General features: G+C 63.3%; 23 protein-coding genes and 2 tRNA genes. 17 read left to right on the top strand and 8 right to left on the bottom strand.

The features are described from left to right. The first annotated feature begins 30 nt into the window (after positions 1-30). The 9 genes from MUB52_RS14710 to MUB52_RS14670 all read left to right on the top strand — a co-directional run bounded on the left by MUB52_RS14710 (position 31) and on the right by MUB52_RS14670 (position 9,901). Positions 31-3,471 (top strand): pyruvate carboxylase, encoded by a 3,441-nt coding sequence (locus MUB52_RS14710; protein WP_263844992.1) that lies wholly within the window; start codon positions 31-33, stop codon positions 3,469-3,471. A 160-nt stretch (positions 3,472-3,631) separates the two neighbouring features. Then, positions 3,632-4,471: a cobalamin B12-binding domain-containing protein gene (locus MUB52_RS14705; RefSeq protein WP_263844991.1), complete on the top strand. Its 840-nt coding sequence runs from the start codon at positions 3,632-3,634 to the stop codon at positions 4,469-4,471. Positions 4,472-4,584: 113 nt separating this feature from the next. After that, positions 4,585-5,277 (top strand): potassium transporter TrkG, encoded by a 693-nt coding sequence (locus MUB52_RS14700; RefSeq protein WP_263844990.1) that lies wholly within the window; start codon positions 4,585-4,587, stop codon positions 5,275-5,277. Next, on the top strand, positions 5,265-5,981 hold the full coding sequence (locus MUB52_RS14695; protein ID WP_263844989.1) for a potassium transporter TrkG: 717 nt from the start codon (positions 5,265-5,267) through the stop codon (positions 5,979-5,981). The genes MUB52_RS14700 and MUB52_RS14695 overlap by 13 nt, the downstream gene beginning before the upstream one ends. Positions 5,982-5,995: 14 nt before the next feature. Next, positions 5,996-6,376 (top strand): VOC family protein, encoded by a 381-nt coding sequence (locus MUB52_RS14690; RefSeq protein ID WP_263844988.1) that lies wholly within the window; start codon positions 5,996-5,998, stop codon positions 6,374-6,376. Between the two features lie 94 nt (positions 6,377-6,470). Further along, positions 6,471-6,545 (top strand) — tRNA-Gly (locus MUB52_RS14685). 203 nt (positions 6,546-6,748) lie between these two features. Then, positions 6,749-8,146, top strand: a complete 1,398-nt coding sequence (locus MUB52_RS14680) for a sulfotransferase family protein (RefSeq protein WP_263844987.1) — start codon at positions 6,749-6,751, stop codon at positions 8,144-8,146. A gap of 16 nt (positions 8,147-8,162) precedes the next feature. Beyond that, complete coding sequence (locus MUB52_RS14675) at positions 8,163-9,065, top strand: hypothetical protein (RefSeq protein WP_263844986.1); 903 nt, start codon at positions 8,163-8,165, stop codon at positions 9,063-9,065. Continuing rightward, positions 9,050-9,901, top strand: coding sequence for a sulfotransferase family protein (locus MUB52_RS14670; protein WP_263844985.1), 852 nt, complete (start codon positions 9,050-9,052; stop codon positions 9,899-9,901). The genes MUB52_RS14675 and MUB52_RS14670 overlap by 16 nt, the downstream gene beginning before the upstream one ends. Before the next feature lie 68 nt (positions 9,902-9,969). Here the strand turns inward: MUB52_RS14670 and MUB52_RS14665 are convergent, their stop codons facing one another. Then, positions 9,970-10,314 carry a hypothetical protein gene (locus MUB52_RS14665; RefSeq protein ID WP_263844984.1) on the bottom strand — a complete coding sequence of 115 codons (345 nt, stop codon included), beginning with the start codon at positions 10,312-10,314 and terminating at the stop codon, positions 9,970-9,972. Further along, entirely contained in the window at positions 10,311-10,550 is a 240-nt protein-coding gene (locus MUB52_RS14660) for an Lrp/AsnC ligand binding domain-containing protein (protein WP_263844983.1), read from the bottom strand. The genes MUB52_RS14665 and MUB52_RS14660 overlap by 4 nt, the downstream gene beginning before the upstream one ends. Before the next feature lie 136 nt (positions 10,551-10,686). Here MUB52_RS14660 and hisB point away from each other — a divergent pair, with 136 nt between their 5' ends. Both hisB and hisH read left to right on the top strand, forming a co-directional pair. Further along, positions 10,687-11,274: an imidazoleglycerol-phosphate dehydratase HisB gene (hisB, locus tag MUB52_RS14655; RefSeq protein WP_263844982.1), complete on the top strand. Its 588-nt coding sequence runs from the start codon at positions 10,687-10,689 to the stop codon at positions 11,272-11,274. 1 nt (position 11,275) lies between these two features. Continuing rightward, positions 11,276-11,914, top strand: a complete 639-nt coding sequence (gene hisH / locus MUB52_RS14650; RefSeq protein ID WP_263844981.1) for an imidazole glycerol phosphate synthase subunit HisH — start codon at positions 11,276-11,278, stop codon at positions 11,912-11,914. Positions 11,915-11,956: 42 nt separating this feature from the next. Here the strand turns inward: hisH and MUB52_RS14645 are convergent, their stop codons facing one another. Continuing rightward, on the bottom strand, positions 11,957-12,430 hold the full coding sequence (locus MUB52_RS14645; RefSeq protein WP_263844980.1) for a hypothetical protein: 474 nt from the start codon (positions 12,428-12,430) through the stop codon (positions 11,957-11,959). Between the two features lie 145 nt (positions 12,431-12,575). Continuing rightward, a complete protein-coding gene (locus tag MUB52_RS14640; protein ID WP_263844979.1) occupies positions 12,576-12,959 on the bottom strand; it encodes a DUF2147 domain-containing protein in 384 nt (127 codons plus the stop codon). Between the two features lie 145 nt (positions 12,960-13,104). Between MUB52_RS14640 and hisA the strand changes: the two genes are divergently transcribed. From hisA to MUB52_RS14620, 4 genes are read left to right on the top strand one after another with little or no spacing between them, the layout of a single operon-like run. After that, complete coding sequence (gene hisA, locus MUB52_RS14635) at positions 13,105-13,827, top strand: 1-(5-phosphoribosyl)-5-[(5-phosphoribosylamino)methylideneamino]imidazole-4-carboxamide isomerase (RefSeq protein WP_263844978.1); 723 nt, start codon at positions 13,105-13,107, stop codon at positions 13,825-13,827. A 3-nt stretch (positions 13,828-13,830) separates the two neighbouring features. Then, a complete protein-coding gene (locus MUB52_RS14630; protein ID WP_263844977.1) occupies positions 13,831-14,307 on the top strand; it encodes a DUF2867 domain-containing protein in 477 nt (158 codons plus the stop codon). A gap of 2 nt (positions 14,308-14,309) precedes the next feature. Continuing rightward, complete coding sequence (gene hisF, locus MUB52_RS14625; protein WP_263844976.1) at positions 14,310-15,071, top strand: imidazole glycerol phosphate synthase subunit HisF; 762 nt, start codon at positions 14,310-14,312, stop codon at positions 15,069-15,071. After that, positions 15,068-15,379 (top strand): phosphoribosyl-ATP diphosphatase, encoded by a 312-nt coding sequence (locus MUB52_RS14620; protein ID WP_263844975.1) that lies wholly within the window; start codon positions 15,068-15,070, stop codon positions 15,377-15,379. The genes hisF and MUB52_RS14620 overlap by 4 nt, the downstream gene beginning before the upstream one ends. Before the next feature lie 54 nt (positions 15,380-15,433). On the opposite strand, the gene MUB52_RS14615 is transcribed toward MUB52_RS14620, so the two are convergent. From MUB52_RS14615 to rlmB, 3 genes are all read right to left on the bottom strand, one after another. After that, a complete protein-coding gene (locus MUB52_RS14615; RefSeq protein WP_263845014.1) occupies positions 15,434-15,904 on the bottom strand; it encodes a CoA-binding protein in 471 nt (156 codons plus the stop codon). A gap of 213 nt (positions 15,905-16,117) precedes the next feature. Continuing rightward, positions 16,118-16,432, bottom strand: coding sequence for a hypothetical protein (locus MUB52_RS14610; RefSeq protein WP_263844974.1), 315 nt, complete (start codon positions 16,430-16,432; stop codon positions 16,118-16,120). Between the two features lie 26 nt (positions 16,433-16,458). Further along, positions 16,459-17,235, bottom strand: a complete 777-nt coding sequence (gene rlmB / locus MUB52_RS14605; protein WP_263844973.1) for a 23S rRNA (guanosine(2251)-2'-O)-methyltransferase RlmB — start codon at positions 17,233-17,235, stop codon at positions 16,459-16,461. Positions 17,236-17,347: 112 nt separating this feature from the next. Between rlmB and MUB52_RS14600 the strand changes: the two genes are divergently transcribed. Beyond that, positions 17,348-17,431, top strand: a tRNA-Tyr gene (locus MUB52_RS14600). Positions 17,432-17,784: 353 nt separating this feature from the next. Here MUB52_RS14600 and MUB52_RS14595 read toward each other — a convergent pair. After that, positions 17,785-18,612, bottom strand: a complete 828-nt coding sequence (locus MUB52_RS14595; protein WP_263844972.1) for a class I SAM-dependent methyltransferase — start codon at positions 18,610-18,612, stop codon at positions 17,785-17,787. 766 nt (positions 18,613-19,378) lie between these two features. Between MUB52_RS14595 and MUB52_RS14590 the strand changes: the two genes are divergently transcribed. Continuing rightward, positions 19,379-20,386 (top strand): hypothetical protein, encoded by a 1,008-nt coding sequence (locus MUB52_RS14590; protein ID WP_263844971.1) that lies wholly within the window; start codon positions 19,379-19,381, stop codon positions 20,384-20,386. Positions 20,387-20,436 lie beyond the last annotated feature (50 nt).

The raw sequence follows: 20,436 nt of genomic DNA, 5'->3' as shown, positions 1-20,436 counted from the left end.
CGCATCCGCGCACGACCAATGGAGGCCCTGATGCCCGAGTTCCGCAAAATCCTGATCGCAAACCGGGGTGAGATCGCCATCCGCATCATGCGCGCGGCCAATGAAATGGGCAAGAAAACGGTTGCGGTCTATGCGGAGGAAGACAAGTTGGGCCTGCACCGCTTCAAGGCGGATGAGGCCTACCGCATCGGCGAAGGGCTGGGGCCGGTGGCCGCCTACCTGTCGATCGACGAAATGATCCGCGTCGCGAAGGCCAGCGGGGCCGACGCGATCCACCCGGGCTACGGCTTGCTCTCGGAAAACCCCGATTTCGTCGACGCCTGCGAGCAGAACGGCATCACCTTCATCGGCCCCAAGGCCGAGACCATGCGGGCTCTGGGCGACAAAGCGAGCGCGCGGCGCGTGGCGATGGAGGCCGGTGTCCCGGTCATCCCCGCCACCGAGGTACTGGGCGATGACATGAAGGCGATCAAGGCGGAGGCCAAGGAGATCGGCTATCCGCTGATGCTCAAGGCCTCCTGGGGCGGCGGCGGGCGCGGCATGCGTCCGATCATTGCCGAGAAGGAACTGGAAGAGAAGGTGCTCGAAGGCCGCCGTGAGGCTGAAGCGGCTTTTGGCAATGGCGAGGGCTATCTGGAGAAGATGATCCTGCGCGCCCGCCACGTGGAGGTTCAGATCCTCGGCGACACGCATGGGGGGATGTATCACCTCTACGAGCGGGACTGCTCGGTGCAGCGACGCAATCAGAAGGTCGTGGAGCGCGCGCCAGCCCCCTATCTCACTGAAAAACAACGGGAAGAAATTTGCAAACTCGGCTACAAGATTTGCAAACATGTGAATTACGAATGCGCGGGCACCGTCGAATTCCTGATGGATATGGAGGACGGCAAGTTCTACTTCATCGAGGTGAACCCCCGTGTTCAGGTGGAACATACGGTCACCGAGGAAGTGACCGGCATCGATATCGTGCAGGCGCAGATCCTGATCGCGGAGGGCAAGACCATTGCGGAAGCGACCGGCAAGCCCACGCAGGACGATGTGCGGCTCAACGGTCACGCACTGCAGACCCGGATCACCACGGAAGACCCGCAGAACAACTTCATCCCCGACTATGGCCGCATCACCGCCTTCCGGGAGGCCACGGGTATGGGCATCCGGCTCGACGGCGGGACCGCCTATTCCGGGGGTGTGATCACGCGCTACTACGACAGCCTGCTGGTGAAGGTGACCGCCAAGGCGCAGACGCCCGAAGCCGCGATTGCACGGATGGATCGGGCGCTGCGCGAGTTCCGGATTCGGGGCGTGAGCACCAACATCGCCTTTGTCGAGAACCTGCTGAAGCACCCTACCTTCCTCGACAACACCTACCACACCAAGTTCATCGACGAGACGCCGGAGCTCTTCCAGTTCTCGCGCCGTCGTGACCGCGGCACAAAGGTGCTCACCTATATCGCTGATGTGACGGTGAACGGGCATCCGGAGACGAAGGACCACCCGCGTCCCGGCGCGCATGTGCGCGAGCCCCGCCCGCCCGCGCTGAAGGCCGAGCCGCTGATGGGCACCCGCAACCTCCTGGAGCAGAAGGGCCCACAGGCGGTGGCCGACTGGATGGGGCAGCAGCGCCAGCTTCTGATCACCGACACCACCATGCGCGACGGGCACCAGTCGCTTCTGGCCACGCGCATGCGGTCGATCGACATGATCCGCGTGGCCCCCGCCTATGCCGCCAACCTGCCGCAGCTCTTCAGCGTCGAATGCTGGGGCGGGGCGACCTTCGATGTGGCGTATCGCTTCCTGCAGGAATGCCCCTGGCAGCGCCTGCGCGATCTGCGCAGCCGAATGCCCAACGTGATGACGCAGATGCTGCTGCGCGCCTCGAACGGCGTGGGCTATACCAACTACCCCGATAACGTGGTGCAGGAGTTCGTGCGGGTCGCGGCGAAAACCGGCGTGGACGTCTTCCGCGTCTTCGACAGCCTGAACTGGGTCGAGAACATGCGCGTCGCCATGGACGCGGTGATCCAGGCCGAGAAGATCTGCGAGGGCACGATCTGCTACACCGGCGACATCAATGACCCGGACCGCGCCAAGTATGATCTGAAATACTACGTCGAGATGGGCAAGGAGTTGAAGGACGCCGGCGCCCATGTGCTGGGGCTGAAGGACATGGCGGGGCTGCTGAAACCCGCCGCGGCGCGGCAGCTGGTGCGCGCGCTGAAGTCGGAGGTCGGCCTGCCCATTCACTTCCACACCCATGACACCGCGGGCGTGGCCTGTGCCACCATTCTCGCCGCCAGTGAAGCGGGCGTCGATGCGGTGGATTGCGCGATGGACGCGCTCTCAGGCAACACCTCTCAGGCGACGCTTGGCTCGGTTGTGGCGGCGCTCAAGCATACCGACCGCGACACCGGGCTCGACACCAAGGCGATCCGCGAAATCTCCGACTACTGGGAAGAGGTGCGCAGCCACTACGCCGCCTTCGAGACCGGCATGCAGGCCCCCTCATCGGAGGTCTATCTGCACGAGATGCCGGGCGGGCAGTTCACCAACCTCAAGGCGCAGGCGGCCTCGCTGGGCCTCGAAGAGCGCTGGCACGAGGTCGCCCAGACCTATGCGGATGTGAACCAGATGTTCGGCGATATCGTTAAGGTCACGCCGTCCTCGAAAGTCGTTGGCGACATGGCGCTGATGATGGTTTCCCAAGGCCTCACGCGAGCGGATGTGGAGGATCCGGAGACCGATGTGGCCTTCCCGGATTCGGTCATCGACATGATGCGCGGCAACCTCGGCCAGCCCCCGGGCGGTTTCCCCGATGGCATCGTGAAAAAGGTGCTGAAGGACGAAAAACCGAACACCGAGCGCCCCGGCAAGCACCTGCCGCCCGCCGATCTGGAGGCGCTGCGCAAGGAGGCCTCGGAGGCGATGGAGGGCAAGGAGGTCGATGACGAGGACCTCTGCGGATACCTGATGTATCCCAAGGTCTTTCTGGATTACATGGGCCGTCACCGCACCTATGGCCCGGTGCGCACCCTGCCCACCAAGACGTTCTTCTACGGCATGGAGCCGGGCGAGGAGATCAGCGCCGAAATCGACCCCGGCAAGACGCTGGAGATCCGTTTGCAAGCGGTCGGTGAAACCACCGAGGACGGCGAAGTGCGCGTCTTCTTCGAGCTCAACGGCCAGCCCCGCGTGATCCGGGTGCCGAACCGTCTGGTGAAATCGAGCACCGCGCAACGGCCCAAGGCGGAAGCCGGCAACGCCAACCACATCGGTGCGCCGATGCCGGGCGTGGTGGCCTCTGTCGCAGCACAGGCGGGCAAGCCCGTCAAGGCGGGCGATCTGTTGCTGACCATCGAAGCCATGAAGATGGAGACGGGCATTCATGCCGACCGCGATGCGACGGTCAAGGCGGTGCATGTGAGCCCCGGGGGCCAGATCGACGCGAAGGACTTGCTGGTCGAACTGGACTGACCCACGGGACTGGATTGGGGCGCGAACGCACGCCAATTGCACAGCTTTAAGGTGCAGACTGTCAACTTTCGTTGACACACGTATTGCGTGTCAGCTACCCTTGCCGAAAGACTCATCAAGTACACGAAGGAACGACATAGCCGCGCCCAGGGGGGGAGCCATGCCCGAGCCCGACGGATCGTCCGAACCGCGTGCGTTCGGACGTTACGACCAAGTGCAGTCCGACGTTTTGCAGCTCAAGGCACGACTGCCGCAGGAGGCGGTTGGAGACATCGTGCGCGAGGTGCTGACCCGCGTCACAGCCGAGCGGCGCACCAATCGAGACCCGGTCAACCAGCCCAGCCGCCGCAAGGTCGAATCCTTATGCTATGCGCTGATTTCGGATGACCCGGGCGAAGGGGCAGCCTTCGTGCAGGAGGTCAAGGACGACGGCGCCGCGCTCGAGTCGATCTATCTCAATTACCTTGCCGAAGCCGCGGCGATCCTCGGCGAGTGGTGGGACGACGACCATGTCAGTTTTCACGAGGTCACGATCGCCAGCAGCCGGATCTACGCGATTCTGCGCGAATACAGCTATCTCTTCGTCCCGCATCATCCGGTCGAGGTGAAGTCCGCGATCTTTGCGACGGTGCCCGGCGAAATTCATACCTTGGGCGTGCATATGGCGGCCGACCTCTTCGGCCAGGACGGCTGGAATGTGGACGTGCTGACGGGGCGCAGCCACGAGGAGCTGATGGCGGACATCACCGCGAGTCCCTGCCGGATCCTTGGCCTTTCGGCGGGCGGAGTGCATTCCGCCGCAGCGCTTGCACGCCTGGTCATGGCCCTGCGCGTCAGCCGGCCCGATCTGCGCATCGTTCTCAGCGGGCAGATCACGCGCGTCGCCGCCGATCTCGTGGCTATGATGGGGCTCGACGGAGTGGCGGCGGATATGCCGGAGGCTCAGCGGACACTGGAAGACCTCTGGTCCGACTTGAGCGCACCGGTCGGCCCGACCTGAGCGCCGAGACATAATCCGGACACGGCGCGCAGCCCTGCGCTGCGCGGCATCACTCTGGAACAGAGGCGCTCACTCCGGCGTTGCCTTCCTGATTTCGGGGACGATTGGCACGCATGTTCCAGGACAGCGACGAAAGTGACGGCGCCGAGCAAACCGAGACCGGCAAGCCGCGCAGCCTGCGCGCCCGCACGATCCGGCTGCGCGCCGCGCTCTTGCACACCACGCCGGCCCGTCTGTTGCTGCTGGGGTATCTGAGTTACATCCTGCTGGGCTGGCTTCTGCTCAGCCTGCCCTTCCCGCAGGACACAGCGATCAGTGCCGTCGACACCCTTTTCATCGCCACCTCGGCGGCCTCCACCACCGGGCTCGTTTCGGTCGATCCCGGCAGCAGCTATACGTTTTTCGGCGAGCTGGTGATCCTGCTCCTGATCCAGTTGGGCGGGCTTGGATACATGACCGTGGGCTCGTTCATCCTGATGACGGCGCAAGACCGCATGAGCAAACTGCGCCGCGAGGCAACAAAGAACGCCTTCAACCTGCCGGAGAACATCAGGCCGAAGCCGGTCATCCGCTCGGTGATCCGTTTCACCCTCATCTGCGAAGCGTTTGGTGCGGCAATCCTCTTTGTCTTCTTCCGCCAACAGGAGGTGGAAAACCCGCTCTGGAGCGCGATTTTTCATTCGATTTCAGCGTTCTGTACGGCGGGCTTCAGCCTTTTTTCGAATAGCTTCCAAGGCTTCTACGCGCATCCGGGCATCACCCTGACCATCAGCGCGCTGAGCATCTTGGGTGCATGGGCTTTCTGATCGTCGTGGATGCGTCGCGCACCTTGTCGGGCCGCGCTGCGCATCTGGGGTTCACCAGCAAGGTGATTATCCGGATGACACTGCTGTTCCTTCTGATCGGCACCGTGCTCCTCATGGTGGTGGAGCCCGGCATCGCTACGCTGCCCGCGAACGAACGGCTGCTCACCGCCTTCTTCCAGGTGATGTCGGCCTCGACCACCGCGGGCTTCGGCACCTACCCCATCGGCGCGCTGAGCCATGCGGTTCTGATCGTCTTTTTCTTCCTGATGGTCATCGGTGCCTCGCCCGCGGGCACCGGGGGTGGGCTCAAGACCACCTCCTTCGCGGCACTCATCGGGCTCGTCCGTTCGACCACCAAGGGCCGTGACCGCATCCGCTTCTTCAAGCGCGAGATCCCGCTGGAACGGTTGCAGAATGCCACGGCCGGGCTGGCGTACTATCTCGTGCTCATGGCGCTGGCGATGTTCCTTCTGTTTCTGACGGAGGCCGACGCGGCCTTCGATGTGGTCATGTTCGAGGTGATCTCGGCGCTTGGCTCCGTGGGGTTGAGCATGGGGCTGACCGGAGAGTTGAGCGATCTCGGCAAGCTCATCGTGATCGGGCTGATGACAGCAGGGCGTGTCGGCATCCTGACCTTCGGGATCGCCCTTGCCACCCATGACGAAAGCCGCGAAGAGGAAGAGGACAACGACCTCGTCCTCTGACCCCCGGAGCCCCCATGCACCTCGCCGCCCTCTCTGTCATCGTGCCCGACTACGAGGCGGGGATCGCGTTTTTCTGCGGCACGCTCGGCTTTGAGCTCTGCGAAGACATTCCGCAGGGCAACAAGCGTTGGGTCACCGTGGCAGCGCCGGGGTCACAGACGCGCATCGTGCTCGCGCGTGCCGCAACGCAGGCACAGCGCGCAGCGATCGGGCAACAGGGCGCGGGGCGTGTCTGGCTGTTTCTGGAGACCGACAACTTTGCCCGTGATCACGCCGCATTGATCGCCAGGGGGATCGTCTTCGAGGAGGCGCCGCGCGATGAGATCTACGGCACCGTTGCAGTCTTCCGGGACCCTTTCGGCAACCGATGGGATCTGATCCAGCGCGCCAGTTGAAGGGGGCTGTCCCGGCACTGTTTTTTTGATGAAACCTTTATTTTTCACTTGCAGGCTCGGGGCAGCAGAGGTATCTCACGCCTCACCCAAGGATGCGGGCGTAGCTCAGGGGTAGAGCATAACCTTGCCAAGGTTAGGGTCGTGAGTTCGAATCTCATCGCCCGCTCCAAGACACTCTCCAATCATAAGATCTGGATACGAACCGGGCCACCCTCGGGTGGCCCGTCGTGCACCTGTGGCATCTGCTGTACGACGGGCACCCGCAGCCGCAGGCCAGGCGCGACCGTTGCGCGGGGGGTTTGCGCTTTGCGGTGGTTGGAATTCACTGTAAGACGTGACCGCAGGCCGAACGAAAAACGACAAAAATCCGCAATGACCAATTTCATTCTGCCAGACCCGAAGATCGTCTTCATACACCTGCCAAAGACGGCTGGCACCTCGGTCAAGGCCGCTCTGGGGGGCCGGGTCGCGCAGCGGTTTTTCGGCCATATCCCCAAGCGCTATGCTGAATGGGCCCGGTTGGCGGTGATCCGCGAGCCGAAGGCGCGGTTTCTCTCGGCCTTTCGCATGTTCAAATACGGCAACGACGGCGTCGGAGACTACTACACGCAGCCCCGCTGGCCCGATCTGACCATCGCGAAGGCGCTCGACGTTCTCGAGGACCCATGGATCGGCCACGACCGCAGTGCCCGAAACCTCAGCTGGAACCTCAAACACCACCTCATTCCGCAGACCCATCCCTTCAATTGCCTGCATCTTGCCACGCGCGTTTTGCGGCTGGAGCAGCTCGACAGTGACTTTGCCCGGGCCTGTGCCGAGCTTGGGCTCACTGCGACGCTGCCCAAGTTGCGCCCCTCTCGCGGGCCAACCGATGGGAAGGACACTTGGACAGCGGAGGACGAAGCCCGGTTCCGCAGGCTGTTCGCGGCGGATTACGAGGTGCTGGGATACGGCGCGGACGGCAACGGCAAGATGCAGCTGCCGCCGCGCGCGGAGACGGATGAGACCGTGTATCAGCTCTGGTCTGCCTATTTTTCCAGCCGCGTGATCGGCACCGACCGCGCCGCGACGGCGCTGCCTGATCCCGATGTTGCGCTGGAGCCCTTCGTCGACTGTGTCATCCCGGGCCGCCCGGAGGCGAGCTGGGCGGGGCGCTCGAAGGATCTGAACGCACATTTTCACAAGTTGCAGCCGGAGTTCAGCGGCAGCTCGCGCCTGTCGCACTTGCTGGCTTGCACCATCGTCGTGATCCGGCGCGATCCGGCCTGTCTGCCGGCGCAGCGGCTCTTCTGGCGCATCCTCGACGAGCAGTTCGATGCGATCCGTGGCGAGCTCTCGCTGCGCTGGCTCGTTGCCATCGCCGACACGCTCACCGATCTTGGCCGCTCAGACGTCGAGCGCGCGACGGCCCTGAATGCCAGCGTCTTTGCCAACAGCTGCAAACTGTACGAAACCGAGCTTTCGGTCTTCTACCCCGAACGGCCCTGGCCACCGAAGGCACGCCTGTCACGCGGCGGGCCTCTATTTGATGGCATGATCACCTACTGGACCGAGAAAGGCGACATGGTCGAGAACATGTTTGCCCGAAGTGCCGCGATCGCGGAACGCACACCGGTCGCGGGGCAGGTCCTGATGGAGGTGATCGAACGGCTGCGCATCGGCCCCACCGTCTACCGGCGTTTCGGGCGGATCGCCGGGCAACCTGCCGTGCCGCTGGTCACGGACGAGGTCAGGACGCGGATGCAGCGCATGATGAAGCGCAGATTGTAGCGGAGCCGACCAGCAGATGGAGACAGCGTACGATCACAGACTGATCCTCGGGCCGCATTCGCCCATGTCGGTGCCCTTGCAGCGGCTTCTGTCCGGCAATCCCGGGATGCTGGCCGAGGTGCGGACCGAATTGCCGCAGGTCAAGCTACATCGCAATGTCATGGCAAAGACGCTGGCCCTGCCGATCGAAACCTTGGCGCAGCCGCGGATCCAGCAGGCCTACATCGATGCGGTGCGGACCCAGGAAACCACGCGCTGCCTGATCTACAACTACGACGCTTTCCTCGGCAGCCGGGAGAATGCGCTGCGCACAGGCATCCTTTACCGCGCGCTCGAGACGAAGATCGCGCCGCTGCGGCAGCTGACCCTTGGCCATCAGGTGACCGTCTTCCTCTGCCTGCAGCATATGACGCAGTTCTTCGAACGCGAGCTGATCCGCAACCCGCATATGCGCCACCTGACCGAGACCTATCCGGAGGGCACGGATTTTTCCTGGGTGCACTTCGTGCAGCGCCTGCAGGAGGTCTGGCCCGAAGCGCTGGTCGTCGTGCTTGACGCTGACACGCTGCCACAGAATTGGGCCGCCGTTGCCGCGCTGGTCACCGGCCATCCCGATGCGCACAAGTTCCATCGCCTCTTGCAGTTCCCGCTGGCCTGCCTGGCCGAAGAGGGGCACGCGCCCTGTCGTGAAGCGCTGCGGCGCACGCCGCCGGGCAGCGTGCCGGAGTGGACGGCGCTGATGTCGCAGGTCTTCGCCGAATACGGGACACATGTGCCGATCCTGCGCAAGGTCATTGCAAGCCCCTGGAGCGCCGAACAGGTGGCACATTCCAAGGAACGGTTTGCCTCCGACATGGAGACGCTGCGCGGCATGGAGAACGTGGCCCTCCTCGACGACGTCGAATGGGACGTGCAGTGACCGCGGCCCGCAAGCCCGACATTGTCTGTATCGGTGCGCAGAAAGCGGGCACCTCCTGGCTGCATGAGGTGCTTGGCGCGCGGCCCGATGTCTGGGTGCCCCCCTTCAAGGAGCTGCACTTCTTCGACCACAGGTTCGTACCGGAATGCCGCCGCTGGACCCCCTGGCATGTGCGCCGGGGCCTGAAGGCAGCGCGGGCGCGTCATTTGGAGCAGGTTATCCCACCCTGCCCGGCCTACCTTGCCTATATCGACCGGTTGGAACAGGGACCGCCGCTCAACGCCATCTGGTACGAATATGTTTTCTCGCGGGCGGAAGCGCAGCAGAACTGTCTCGACGTGACACCCGAGTATTGCTGCATTCCGGCAGCGGGCGTCGCCTTCTTTGCCCGGTTTCTGCCCCAAACACAGATCGTCTATATCATACGCGACCCTCTGGATCGGCTGAAATCGCAAGTGCGGATGATCGCGCAGCGGCGCAAAGACGCGAAGCTGACCGAGGCCGATTGGGCACAGATCCTGGAGATGCCGGCGCTGCGAAGCCGCGGCGACTATCTCAACAACGTGCCGCGCTGGGATGCGCATTTCGGCCCAGAACGGCTGCTCTACCTGCCGTTCGGCTTGATCCGCAGCGATCCCGGCGACGCGCTGCGGCAAGTCGAGGCGCATTGCGCGCTACCTGCACAGACCCCCGTTGCGGCGGGCCAGAAGGTGCACGCAACGGCGCCGCTGGATCTGCCCGAGGCCGTGCTGGGAGCACTCACCGCGCTGGCGCGCCCGCAGCAGCGATTCCTGGAAGACCGGTTCGGGGCCGGGTTCCTGCAGCAAATCGCCTGAAGCAGGGCCCGCTCCAACAGAAACGGACCCTCCGCAGTGTGCGATGATCGGCCCTCGGGACTGGCCGCTCAGTTGATCGGGAATTGCAGCAGGCACTGATTGGCAAAGCGTTGAAAATCGTCCAGCGTTTCGAGGACGTCACGACGGTCACGCACTACCCGCAGGGCTTCCTTTTTCTGGCGCCATGTCCCGCTCACATGCTCGGCCAGAATACGGACCGTGATGTCCAGCATCACGTCCTTTTCGAGGCTCGAAATACCACCCGAGGATTCCAGGGCGACAGCTGTAAAGGCCAGCGTGTTGGCGCAGCGCAGCGCGGCGGCCTCCTCACCCGTATAGGTTTTCTGCCCGGCCTGCGCCGCACCGGCGCCGACCACAAAAGCTAGCGCGCAGAGAAGCCGCGCGATACTCAAAAGACCTTGAACGTCATCGTCGTCAGCGATCGCTCAATCCCTTTGATATCAAGGAGGTTTTCATTGATGAACTTGCCCACATCCGCGTCCTTCGGAATGTAGAGCTTCATCAGCAGATCATAGTCGCCGCTCGTCGAGTAGAGCTCCGAGTGGATCTCCCGCAGGGCGATCTCTTCGGCCACGCTGTACGTCGTCCCCGGCGTGCAGCGGATCTGGATAAAGACACATGTGGCCATGGGTGCTCCTATCGGGCAATGCGCCCTGCCCCAAGCTGGCATATCCGGCACGGGCGCTGCAATCCCGAATGTCGCATCTTGGCCTGCCGGTAAGGGCTGGTATAAGGGCGCGCATCTTTCTTGGCCCGGAGAGCCCATGCGCAGCCACACCATCACCCGCGCCACCGCGGAAACCGACATCACCGTCACGCTCGATCTGGACGGGACCGGCGCCTATGACAACCAGACAGGGGTCGGGTTCTTCGACCACATGCTGGACCAGCTGGCGCGCCACGCGCTGATCGACCTCACGGTCCGCGCCAAGGGCGATCTGCACATCGACGACCACCACACGGTAGAGGACACGGGCATTGCCATCGGCCAGGCGCTGACCACGGCCCTCGGCGACAAGCGCGGCATCCGGCGTTACGGATCCTGCCTGCTGCCCATGGATGATGCCTTGGTGCGCTGTGCCCTCGACCTCTCCGCGCGGCCATATCTTATCTGGAACGTCCCCCTGCCGACGCCGAAGATCGGGACCTTCGATTCGGAGCTGGTACGTGAGTTCTTCCAGGCGCTCAGCACCCATGGCGGCATCACGCTGCATGTGGACATGTTGCACGGGCTGAACAGCCACCACATCGCCGAGGCGGCGTTCAAATCGGTCGCACGTGCGCTGCGCGACGCGGTCGAGCTCGACCCGCGCAAATCCGATGCGATCCCCTCAACCAAGGGTGCGCTCTGACGTGCTGACGGCCATTATCGACTATGAAAGCGGCAATCTGCACTCGGCGCAGAAAGCCTTCGAGCGCATGGCGGCGGAAACCGGCGGCGGCGAGATCGTGGTGACCGGAGATGCGGATGTCGTGGCCCGCGCCGACCGCATCGTGCTGCCCGGCGACGGCGCGTTCCCGGCCTGCATGGCCGAGCTCAAGGGCCATTCCGGTCTCTACGACGCCATGGTCGAGGCCGTCGAGGCCAAGGGCCGCCCCTTCATGGGCATCTGCGTCGGCATGCAGCTGATGGCGACCTGGGGGCGCGAGTATGCCGATACGCGCGGGCTCGACTGGGTGGCAGGCGAAGTGCGCAAGATCGAGCCCGCGGACCCGACCCTGAAGGTGCCGCACATGGGCTGGAACGATCTCGTTCTGGGTAGCGCGCACCCGGTGTTCGACGGTGTTGCGACAGGCGATCACGCCTATTTCGTGCACAGCTACCACATGGAGGTCCGGGACCGTGCCCAGCGCCTCGCGCATGTGGACTACGGCGGCGAGGTGACCGCGGTCATCGGCACCGGCACGATGATCGGGCTGCAGTTCCACCCCGAGAAAAGCCAGGCCACGGGGCTACGGATGATTGGCAATTTCCTGCTTTGGTCACCCTGAAACCAATGGGGCGGTTGGTCCGTGCCGGAGGCCAGCCGCGCGTCAGTCCTGCGCCTGCCGTGCGACGACCATGGGCCGGACCCCGAAGGACACCGTCTGCCCCGCCTCATCCAGAAAGGACCACCGCGCTGCGAAGAGATAGTAGCTGCGCGTCTCCCACCCGGTCTGATCGCGCTTGAAGCGCGGCCGCCAGGCGCCTTCTACGAGCACCGGCAAACGCATGTGATCGATGTCGGGCGGCGGCAGGCCTTTCTCGGCTGCCTCCTTGAGTGCCTTTGTCCGCACCGCACGCAGCCGCGCCTCGAGCGGGCCGACCTCTTTCACACGCCGCCCGGCAAAGGCCACCTCGATCTCGATGGTGCGGTTGACGAAGGCGCGCACGACCAGATCCTTGCGCGCGTTGTACATGCTCTGTGGAACCAGCTCGACGTGAAGCTGGCCGACCTTGTTCTTGAAGAGCCCCGAGTCCTCATACTCGGGCGTCACCTCTGAAGCTGGTTTGCGACGATGCGGCATGTTGTGGCCCAATAAGAAACACCCCGAAACAGCCCCGCGCGCCCGGCCGGACACACAAGGACGTTCGCGGACATTACCTTACACCGGTTAAGGAAGGGTTGCGTCGAACCCGCGCCAGACGGCACGCATGCCGCACGCCGTCGCCCTACTTGACGCGCGACCAGATCTGTTTGGAGCAGATCAACCCGCCTGCCACGCAGCCCGACAGCCGCATGCGATCTCCGCTCAGGTCGATCTTGCCGAGGTAAATCTTGTCATTCGACGGGCGCCACACCTTGCCGCGGTACTTGCCCGCGCCGTCCGGTGCCATGTCCATCACCAGCGTCTTGCCGATGTTCGGAGACGCGTATTCGCCATCCGCATTGAAGGTGCGATCGATGGTACCGCAGAAGTTCGCGCCGCACGGGGCCATGGTGACAAGCGCATAGGCGCCCTCGTCGGGTTCGGTTTGCCAGACGCCCTCGATCGGGTCGGCCTGCACGAGGCTTGCGGCCCCCACAAGCGCCACGGTCGTCATCAGTGTTTTCATCCTGTCCTCCCTGTCTGCAGAGCAGGCTTGGCCCGTGCCACCGCCCCACGCAAGCATGACCCTGCGTCGCGTTGCAAATCCTCGGCAAACCGTGCAAGAGACGGGCCGAGCCCCCGGGGCGCATCTCAGAAAAGGCAGCGCGGTCATGATCCTCTACCCCGCCATCGATCTGAAGGACGGACAGGCCGTACGCCTCGTGCACGGCGACATGGACCGCTCGACCGTCTTCAACGACGACCCGGCCGCGCAGGCGCGCAGCTTCGTCGAGGCGGGATGCCAATGGCTGCATCTGGTCGATCTGAACGGTGCGTTTGCCGGTGCGCCGGTCAACGCCACCCCGGTCGAGACGATCCTGCGGGAGTGTCCCGTCCCCGTCCAACTTGGCGGCGGTATCCGCGACATGACCACCATCGAGACCTGGCTGGACAAGGGGCTGAGCCGCGTGATCCTCGGCACGGTCGCCGTCGAAAACCCCGATCTGGTGCGCGAGGCCGCACGGGTCTTTCCCGGCCATGTGGCGGTGGGCATCGACGCGCGCAACGGGTTCGTGGCCACCAAGGGCTGGGCCGAAGAGACCGACGTGCAGGTGACTGACCTCGCGAAATCCTTCGAAGACGCAGGCGTCGCCGCGATCATCTACACCGATATCCTGCGCGACGGTGCCATGGGCGGGCCCAATATCGAGGCGACCGCCGCACTGGCGCGCGCCGTTTCGATCCCCGTGATCGCCTCGGGCGGCGTCTCATCGCTCGCCGACCTCATTGCCCTGCGCGATTGTGGCGCAGATTTGAATGGCGCAATCTCGGGCCGCGCGCTCTATGATGGGGCGATCGACCTCGCTGAGGCGCTCGCCGCCCTGAAAGACTGAGCCATGCCCGCAACCGTGATCAAGACAGATCTGCCCGCCCAGAGCCGGCTGCACGGGTACATGAGGCCCGGTGACTTTCTCGACTGCTACCGGGTCCAGAGCACCCTGCCCGCGCCAGACGCGGCCCAGATCATCGTGGCGTTTCCTCAGTGGGCCAAGGCGCTTGTCGCGCTGCGTGGAGTACTTGTCGCCCCCTTCGGCCTGAGGAACGATGCCCCGGGTGAGAGCAACAAACTTGGCCCCTTCCCGGTCGAACACACCAGCGACACCGAAGTGATCGCAGGCTTCAATGACAAGCACCTCGATTTCCGAGTTAGTGTCTACCGCGCCGACGGGCAGGTTTCGCTGGCCACCTGGGTGCACCCGCACAACATCGGCGGGCGGGCCTATCTGACAGCGATCCTGCCGTTCCACATCCTCATCGCGCGCAACGCGCTGGCGCGCGTCGCCGGGGCGGACCATCTGGCCGGAGCCGCCTGAACGTGCTGAAGACCCGGATCATCCCTTGCCTCGATGTTGCCGAAGGCCGCGTGGTCAAGGGCGTCAACTTCGTCGATCTGCGCGATGCAGGCGACCCGGTGGATGCCGCCATTGCCTATGACGCCGCCGGTGCGGACGAGCTTTGCTTTCTCGACATCACGGCCACACATGAGAATCGCGCCACCATGTTCGACGTGGTCACGCGCACGGCCGAGCATTGCTACATCCCGCTGACCGTGGGCGGCGGGGTCCGCACCGCCGCCGATGTCCGCGCTCTGCTGCTGGCGGGCGCCGACAAGGTCTCCTTCAACTCGGCTGCCGTCGCCAACCCCGATGTTGTGGCGGACGCCGCAGATCAGTTCGGCAGCCAATGCATCGTCGTGGCCATCGACGCCAAGACCGTGAGCCCCGGTAAATGGGAGATTTTCACCCATGGCGGGCGCAAACCCACAGGCATCGACGCGGTCGAATTCGCCGAAACCGTGACCCAAAAAGGCGCCGGAGAAATCTTGCTGACCTCGATGGATCGCGACGGCACACGCGCGGGCTTCAACCTGCCGCTCACGCGCGCGATCTCGGAGGCCGTCCCGGTGCCGGTGATCGCCTCGGGCGGGGTCGGCACGCTCGATCACCTCGTGGAAGGGGTGACCGAAGGGGGCGCCTCCGCCGTGCTCGCTGCCTCGATCTTCCATTTCGGAGACTACACCATCGCCGAAGCCAAGGCCCATATGGCGGCAGCCGGCATTCCGATGAGGCTCACATGACACTGGACGATCTCTTCCGCACCATCGAAGCACGCAAGACGGCCAACCCCGACACCAGCTGGACCGCCCAACTCCTCGCCGCGGGTCCAGAGAAATGTGCCGAAAAATTCGGGGAGGAGGCGATTGAAGCGATCATCGAGGCCACCAAGGGCGACAAGGCGCGGCTGACAGCCGAAGCCGCCGATGTGCTCTACCACCTGCTGGTCATGCTGGCCGCAAGCGACGTTCACCTTAAGGACGTTCTGATCGAACTCGGCCGCCGCCAGAGCCAATCCGGTCTCGCCGAAAAGGCAGCGCGCAGCCGCTAGGGTCGGCGGGCGGGCGCCTTTGGCCGCATGGCCAAACAGAGCCGCCCGACGCTCTCACAACTTGCTCGAAATCACACCCGTCGCGAAGCCACCCATCCGCAACTCTCCGTAAAGCCGCTGGTACTCGATCTTCGGACAGCGGTCCTGCACCACCGTCACACCCCGTGCCTCGGCCTTGGCCGCCGCCGCAGCATGGGTCACCCCGATCTGCATCCAGAGCGTCTGCAAACCCGCAAACCGCTCCAGCGCCTCGTCCACGATCGGCGGCACCGCATCCGAGCGCCTGAAGATGTCGACCATGTCGACCTCTCCCTCGATCTCCGAGAGCGAGGCAACAACCTTGCGCCCGAAAAGCATCTCGCCCGCGTGACCGGGGTTCACCGGCACCACCTCATAGCCCTTCAGATCGAGATAGCGCGCCACATAATAGCTCGGGCGCACCGGGTTCATCGACACGCCCACCACCGCGATACGGCGCGTCCGGCTCAGAATCGAACGGATCAGATCATCGGAGTAGCTCACCAGACCGTCCTAGCGGACCCTCTCGGCGAAAAAAAGCGCCCAATGCAGAAAGCAAAGGGCGCGAAGAGGTACGGAACGAGGGACAGTCATGAAATCAGAAGGCGTTCCGAGCCGTCTGACATGACACTTAAGTAAGCACGCAAGCGTGCTTAACCAGACTGTCTCGCAAATCTGTGAACGAAGTCTTAACATTTGCGGCCAAAACCTGCCGAACGGCTAGTCGAGGATGTCTTCGATCACATCGAACGCCTCTTCGATCAAATGGCGCATCAGCCCCTTGCGCCGCTTGTGGTGCTTTCGACGCTTCTTGGGCGACTTGTAGCTGCGATAAGCATCGGGCGGCGCGCTCTTGCGCACGGCCGAGGGGCGCACCAACTCGGTCTTGCCAGGATGCTCCTGCGGCAGGCGCTTGAGTTCATGAAGCGGGGCGCCGCAACTCGAGCACGCCAATTCGTGCCGGTTCCGTCCCAGAACCAGCGCCGCCCGTGTCCCACAGTAGCAACAGGTCGCGATCTTCGTTGAGTGAGGCATGCCCTTCCCCGGTTACCCGCCGCGCGTCAGGTCGGGGGTTTACTTGCATATAAGGCGATTGCCGCCGCATTCGAGACGTTGAGCGACCCGAAGCCGCCTCCCGCGTCGATCCGCACCAGTGCATCCACCGTCTCCTTGGTCTTGGCGCGCAGGCCCGGCCCCTCGGCTCCGAGTACGAGGGCCACGGCACGGTCCCGCTTGCCGTCCAGAGCCGCTTCGATGGTCTGTTCCGCGTCGCCGTCGAGGCCCAGAACCAGATAGCCCATGCGTTGAAGCGCCGTGATGGCATCTGCCAGATTGCGGACCCGCAGATAGGGCTGGCGCTCCAGCGCACCGCTCGCGGTCTTGGCGAGCGCTCCGGTCTCGGGGGCCGCGTGATGCCGCGTGCCGATCACCGCCGAAGCACCCAGCACCTCGGCCGAGCGCAGGATCGCGCCAACGTTGTGCGGGTCCGTCACCCGGTCGAGCAACACCACCCGCGGTGCTGCAGGCCCGATGCAGACCTGCTCGAGCGGCCCCCAGTCGAGCGGTTTCACTTCCAGCGCCGCGCCCTGATGCACCGATCCGGGATCCAGCGGTGCGGAGAACTTGCGCGCATCGACCACCTCCGCGCTCATGCCGCTCTCGGCGATGGCCTCGGACAGCTTGCTCTGCGCGTTGAGCGTCACCATCAGACGCAGCTTTTGCCGCGCCGGGTTGAGCAGCGCATCGCGCACCGCATGAAGCCCGAAGAGCCAGACCGTATCGCGGCCCTGCGCCTTCTTCTCCTGCTCCTTCTGCACGACCCACTTGGGTTTTTTCATCGCGCCTGCACCCCGCTTTGCGGCGTCAAAAAAGGGTGTGATTTCGCCTTGACGCCTCTCAGCACCGCTTGTAATCACGCCTTCACCGCAGGTGCAACCGCCCCTGCGGCGTGGGCGACAGGCCGCAAGGTGTGGCAGGGGACTGTAACTCCCTCGCGGAGACGCACGCCTGGTTCGATTCCAGGGTCGCCCACCATCATTCCAGAATTTCACTTTCAGTTTATCTCAAGGCGTCTCACAGCGACCCAAATCAACAATTTGCGCCTCAGCTGTCGCGTCTTGGTGGAATTGGTTCTTGGTTGAATTGTTAACCATCGGCTGAAGATCCTGGACAGTTTTGTGGCCGACCGCTGTCCACCAGATTTTCGAAAATCGAACCGGGGAACGATCAACTGCTTGGCCGCGATTGAGACTTTTTGCTCAAATCCAGCAAACGAGGATTGCGGTCAAAGCTTGGCAGCGGATCAGACAAGCTTGCCGGCAATTCCTTGATCAATATATCGCAAATGGTACCGGGCTACCCACCCGTCGGACTTCTCAAGACAACGGCTAGGCGGTCGCTTCGACAATCTGACGAACATGCGCGTCGATGCGCAGGATTTCCGGATTGGAGACCGCGTGGCGCTCCAGGTTGGCAAGCTGTGGCATTTCGGAATTGGTCTGCATGGGCTCCACGCGTTCGACTTTTTTGAAACCGGATTGACCAAGAGCGTCAGACAACTCTTCGAAGGTCCAGAGGTGTTGGTGTCCGTAGAGATAGAACTGCCCGTTCAGCCAATACTCCCGGCTCCAGTACGGATTTAGCCAGAAAGGCTCCCAGTGCTCGACATCGACATCGGGCACGCCGCCAGCAAAGACTTTGCAGATACCCAAGGCATCCGGCGTGGTCAGCCTCAGCACGCCGCCGGGCCGCAGCACGCGCTTCGCTTCCGAAAGGAATGCCCGGCCGGCTGGATTGGGGACGTGCTCCAATACTTCTTCAGCGTAGATCGCATCAAGGGAGTCGTCCGGATAAGGAAGCGGCTCCGTAATGTCGACATGCAGGTCGAGTTCACTTTCCTGCTTTGTGAAACCCCGGAAGAACGGACGGGGCATGAAAATGTCGCTGTTGTGCCAACCTGAATTGATATGCGGACCGCAGCCGACCTGAAGCCCCTTGAAGCCGTCCCGTTCCAGATATTCTGCAATACGCTTCCGACGTTCAGCCTTCAGCCGCGCCAACCGAAGAGCATGCATGGCAGCATTGAGCGGTTCGATCGCCCATTTTGCCCACCGCCGCATGTGTGACTTGCCGCGACTCGCACTCTGCTCGGCCGCTTTCCGATTGGCTTCGCGACGCACGCGGTTTTCCGCAACTTCTGCCTCTAACGTTTTCATAGTCAGATGTTCCAATATCAAAATGAAACCACTGCTGTCTCATGTCTATCTTTTCGCGGCGTGATACAAGTCCCACGACGGCACAAGATCGGACTTACCAGATATCGGAAAGGGCTTGATCATGTTCATGAGGTTTGCGGGGCGGCTCTTGTCAAAATTTGCAAAAATAGTAACCGGACCGGGTCAAAGGTTTCGCCATCTGTTGACGCCTAATCTGCTGTCGCGGGCGCTCTTGCGACACGTCTCGTCTCTCGATGCGTATCCGAGACCTAGGATTGCAACGCCGTCTTCATTTCGTCGGTTCTGCAAAGCCATCTGTCGGATGCTCGTCATCGGAGCTTGGCGCTGTCGTCAAGCGACCACTGCAACCCAAAGTTATGGAAAGACAAGATGGGCATTGGGTTGGGTCCTTCAAAAGATGTCGCGGCTTGGCGCGCCTAACTTGGTGGACGGGACGCGTGTCGGGCAAACCGGCTGTCCAACAGGTTTTGGATGAAGGTCTGACCTTTGACCAAGCTTTCCAGACGGTAGCGCGAAGGCAAACAAGAGAATATAACTTACTGTAAAGTAGAAGTGGTTTCTCTACGATCGCCCACCCCCTCACATCCGCCAATACTGATGCGTCCCAACCGCGCCCACCCATGCGCGGGCAGATGCCGATCAGTCGCTCCGAGCGCAGGCGCCGCCGCACGCAGGCCTCCAAAACACTTTTGCCGTCGGGCACTTACCCCTATAGTTGTAGAAAACCTTGGACAGACAGGCGCATATGGCCGACGAGGCGGAGACGCACCCGGACAGCTTCAACGTTGTGGTGGTCGCGCAAGGCGGGCGGCTGACCTATGAGGCGCTGCTCTTTGCCGCGTCTCTGCGCCGGATGAGCCCAGGGTTTTCGGGCCGCCTGCTGATCGCCGAGCCGCAGCCGGGCAAGCTCTGGCCCAAGGACCCCCGCATCTCGGATCACGCGGCGCGGGAGGCGTTGCAGGCGCTCGGCGCCGAGATTGTCCCTTTCGAAAGCCGCCACTTCGGGGCGGCTTATCCGCAAGGCAACAAGATCGAGATGCTGAAGGCCCTGCCAGAAGGCGCGCCCTTCGTCTTTTTCGACACCGATACGCTGATCACCGGCGATCTCGTGTCCGTCCCTTTCGACTTCGAGCGGCCGTCGGCGTCGCTGCGCCGCGAGGGGACTTGGCCGCAGCCTGCACTTTACGGACCCGGCTACGGGACCTTATGGAAATCGCTCTACGACAAGTTCGGGCTCGACTTCGACAGCTCGCTCGATCCGAGCCAGCCGGATGAGTATTGGAAGCGCTATCTCTACTTCAACGCCGGCTACTTCTTCTATCGCTGTCCGCGCCAGTTCGGCGCGCGCTTCGAAGACTATGCTCTGGCCATCCGCGACACCCCACCGCCCGAGCTCTGTGCCCAGGAGCTTTACCCGTGGCTCGACCAGATCGCTCTGCCGCTGGTGATCCATGCTCTGGGCGGGGGGCGCGACAGCCTGCCGCCGGGCCTGCTGGATGGGTCGGTGAGCTGTCATTACCGGCACTTTCCCCTGCTCTACGCACGGGAAAGCGACCATGTGATCGAGGTGTTGGAGGAGGTCGCCGCCCCCAATCGGCTGAAGAAGGTGCTCAAAGCCCACGAGCCGATCAAGCGCATGGTCTACCAGGGCCGCGGCGCAAAGGTGCGCGCGCTCTTTGACCGGGATCACCTGCCCCGGCGCGAGCAGGTCATCCGCAACCGCATCAAGTCGAATGGCTTCTGGATGCGGTGACCCCTGCCCTTGTATGCCTGACGGGCTTGGCCTAACGATACCGGCAAAAC

It is taken from the genome of Roseobacter sinensis, from assembly GCF_025755255.1.
In the GTDB taxonomy this organism is placed as follows: domain Bacteria; phylum Pseudomonadota; class Alphaproteobacteria; order Rhodobacterales; family Rhodobacteraceae; genus Roseobacter; species Roseobacter sinensis.
The sequence above is the reverse complement of the archived record's forward strand: the minus strand, read 5'-3'. Positions and strand labels throughout refer to the sequence as shown.

Excerpts from the sequence above, each read along its gene's own strand:
- MUB52_RS14620 (WP_263844975.1), top strand. The coding sequence starts at position 15,068 with ATGACACTGGACGATCTCTTCCGCACCATCGAAGCACGCAAGACGGCC.
- MUB52_RS14645 (WP_263844980.1), bottom strand. The coding sequence starts at position 12,430 with ATGCCGCATCGTCGCAAACCAGCTTCAGAGGTGACGCCCGAGTATGAG.
- MUB52_RS14630 (WP_263844977.1), top strand. The coding sequence starts at position 13,831 with ATGCCCGCAACCGTGATCAAGACAGATCTGCCCGCCCAGAGCCGGCTG.
- MUB52_RS14695 (WP_263844989.1), top strand. The coding sequence starts at position 5,265 with ATGGGCTTTCTGATCGTCGTGGATGCGTCGCGCACCTTGTCGGGCCGC.
- MUB52_RS14675 (WP_263844986.1), top strand. The coding sequence starts at position 8,163 with ATGGAGACAGCGTACGATCACAGACTGATCCTCGGGCCGCATTCGCCC.
- MUB52_RS14705 (WP_263844991.1), top strand. The coding sequence starts at position 3,632 with ATGCCCGAGCCCGACGGATCGTCCGAACCGCGTGCGTTCGGACGTTAC.
- MUB52_RS14670 (WP_263844985.1), top strand. The coding sequence starts at position 9,050 with ATGGGACGTGCAGTGACCGCGGCCCGCAAGCCCGACATTGTCTGTATC.
- MUB52_RS14590 (WP_263844971.1), top strand. The coding sequence starts at position 19,379 with ATGGCCGACGAGGCGGAGACGCACCCGGACAGCTTCAACGTTGTGGTG.
- MUB52_RS14690 (WP_263844988.1), top strand. The coding sequence starts at position 5,996 with ATGCACCTCGCCGCCCTCTCTGTCATCGTGCCCGACTACGAGGCGGGG.
- MUB52_RS14680 (WP_263844987.1), top strand. The coding sequence starts at position 6,749 with ATGACCAATTTCATTCTGCCAGACCCGAAGATCGTCTTCATACACCTG.
- hisA (WP_263844978.1), top strand. The coding sequence starts at position 13,105 with ATGATCCTCTACCCCGCCATCGATCTGAAGGACGGACAGGCCGTACGC.
- MUB52_RS14700 (WP_263844990.1), top strand. The coding sequence starts at position 4,585 with ATGTTCCAGGACAGCGACGAAAGTGACGGCGCCGAGCAAACCGAGACC.
- rlmB (WP_263844973.1), bottom strand. The coding sequence starts at position 17,235 with ATGAAAAAACCCAAGTGGGTCGTGCAGAAGGAGCAGGAGAAGAAGGCG.
- MUB52_RS14640 (WP_263844979.1), bottom strand. The coding sequence starts at position 12,959 with ATGAAAACACTGATGACGACCGTGGCGCTTGTGGGGGCCGCAAGCCTC.
- MUB52_RS14595 (WP_263844972.1), bottom strand. The coding sequence starts at position 18,612 with ATGAAAACGTTAGAGGCAGAAGTTGCGGAAAACCGCGTGCGTCGCGAA.
- MUB52_RS14610 (WP_263844974.1), bottom strand. The coding sequence starts at position 16,432 with ATGCCTCACTCAACGAAGATCGCGACCTGTTGCTACTGTGGGACACGG.
- MUB52_RS14660 (WP_263844983.1), bottom strand. The coding sequence starts at position 10,550 with ATGGCCACATGTGTCTTTATCCAGATCCGCTGCACGCCGGGGACGACG.
- MUB52_RS14710 (WP_263844992.1), top strand. The coding sequence starts at position 31 with ATGCCCGAGTTCCGCAAAATCCTGATCGCAAACCGGGGTGAGATCGCC.
- hisB (WP_263844982.1), top strand. The coding sequence starts at position 10,687 with ATGCGCAGCCACACCATCACCCGCGCCACCGCGGAAACCGACATCACC.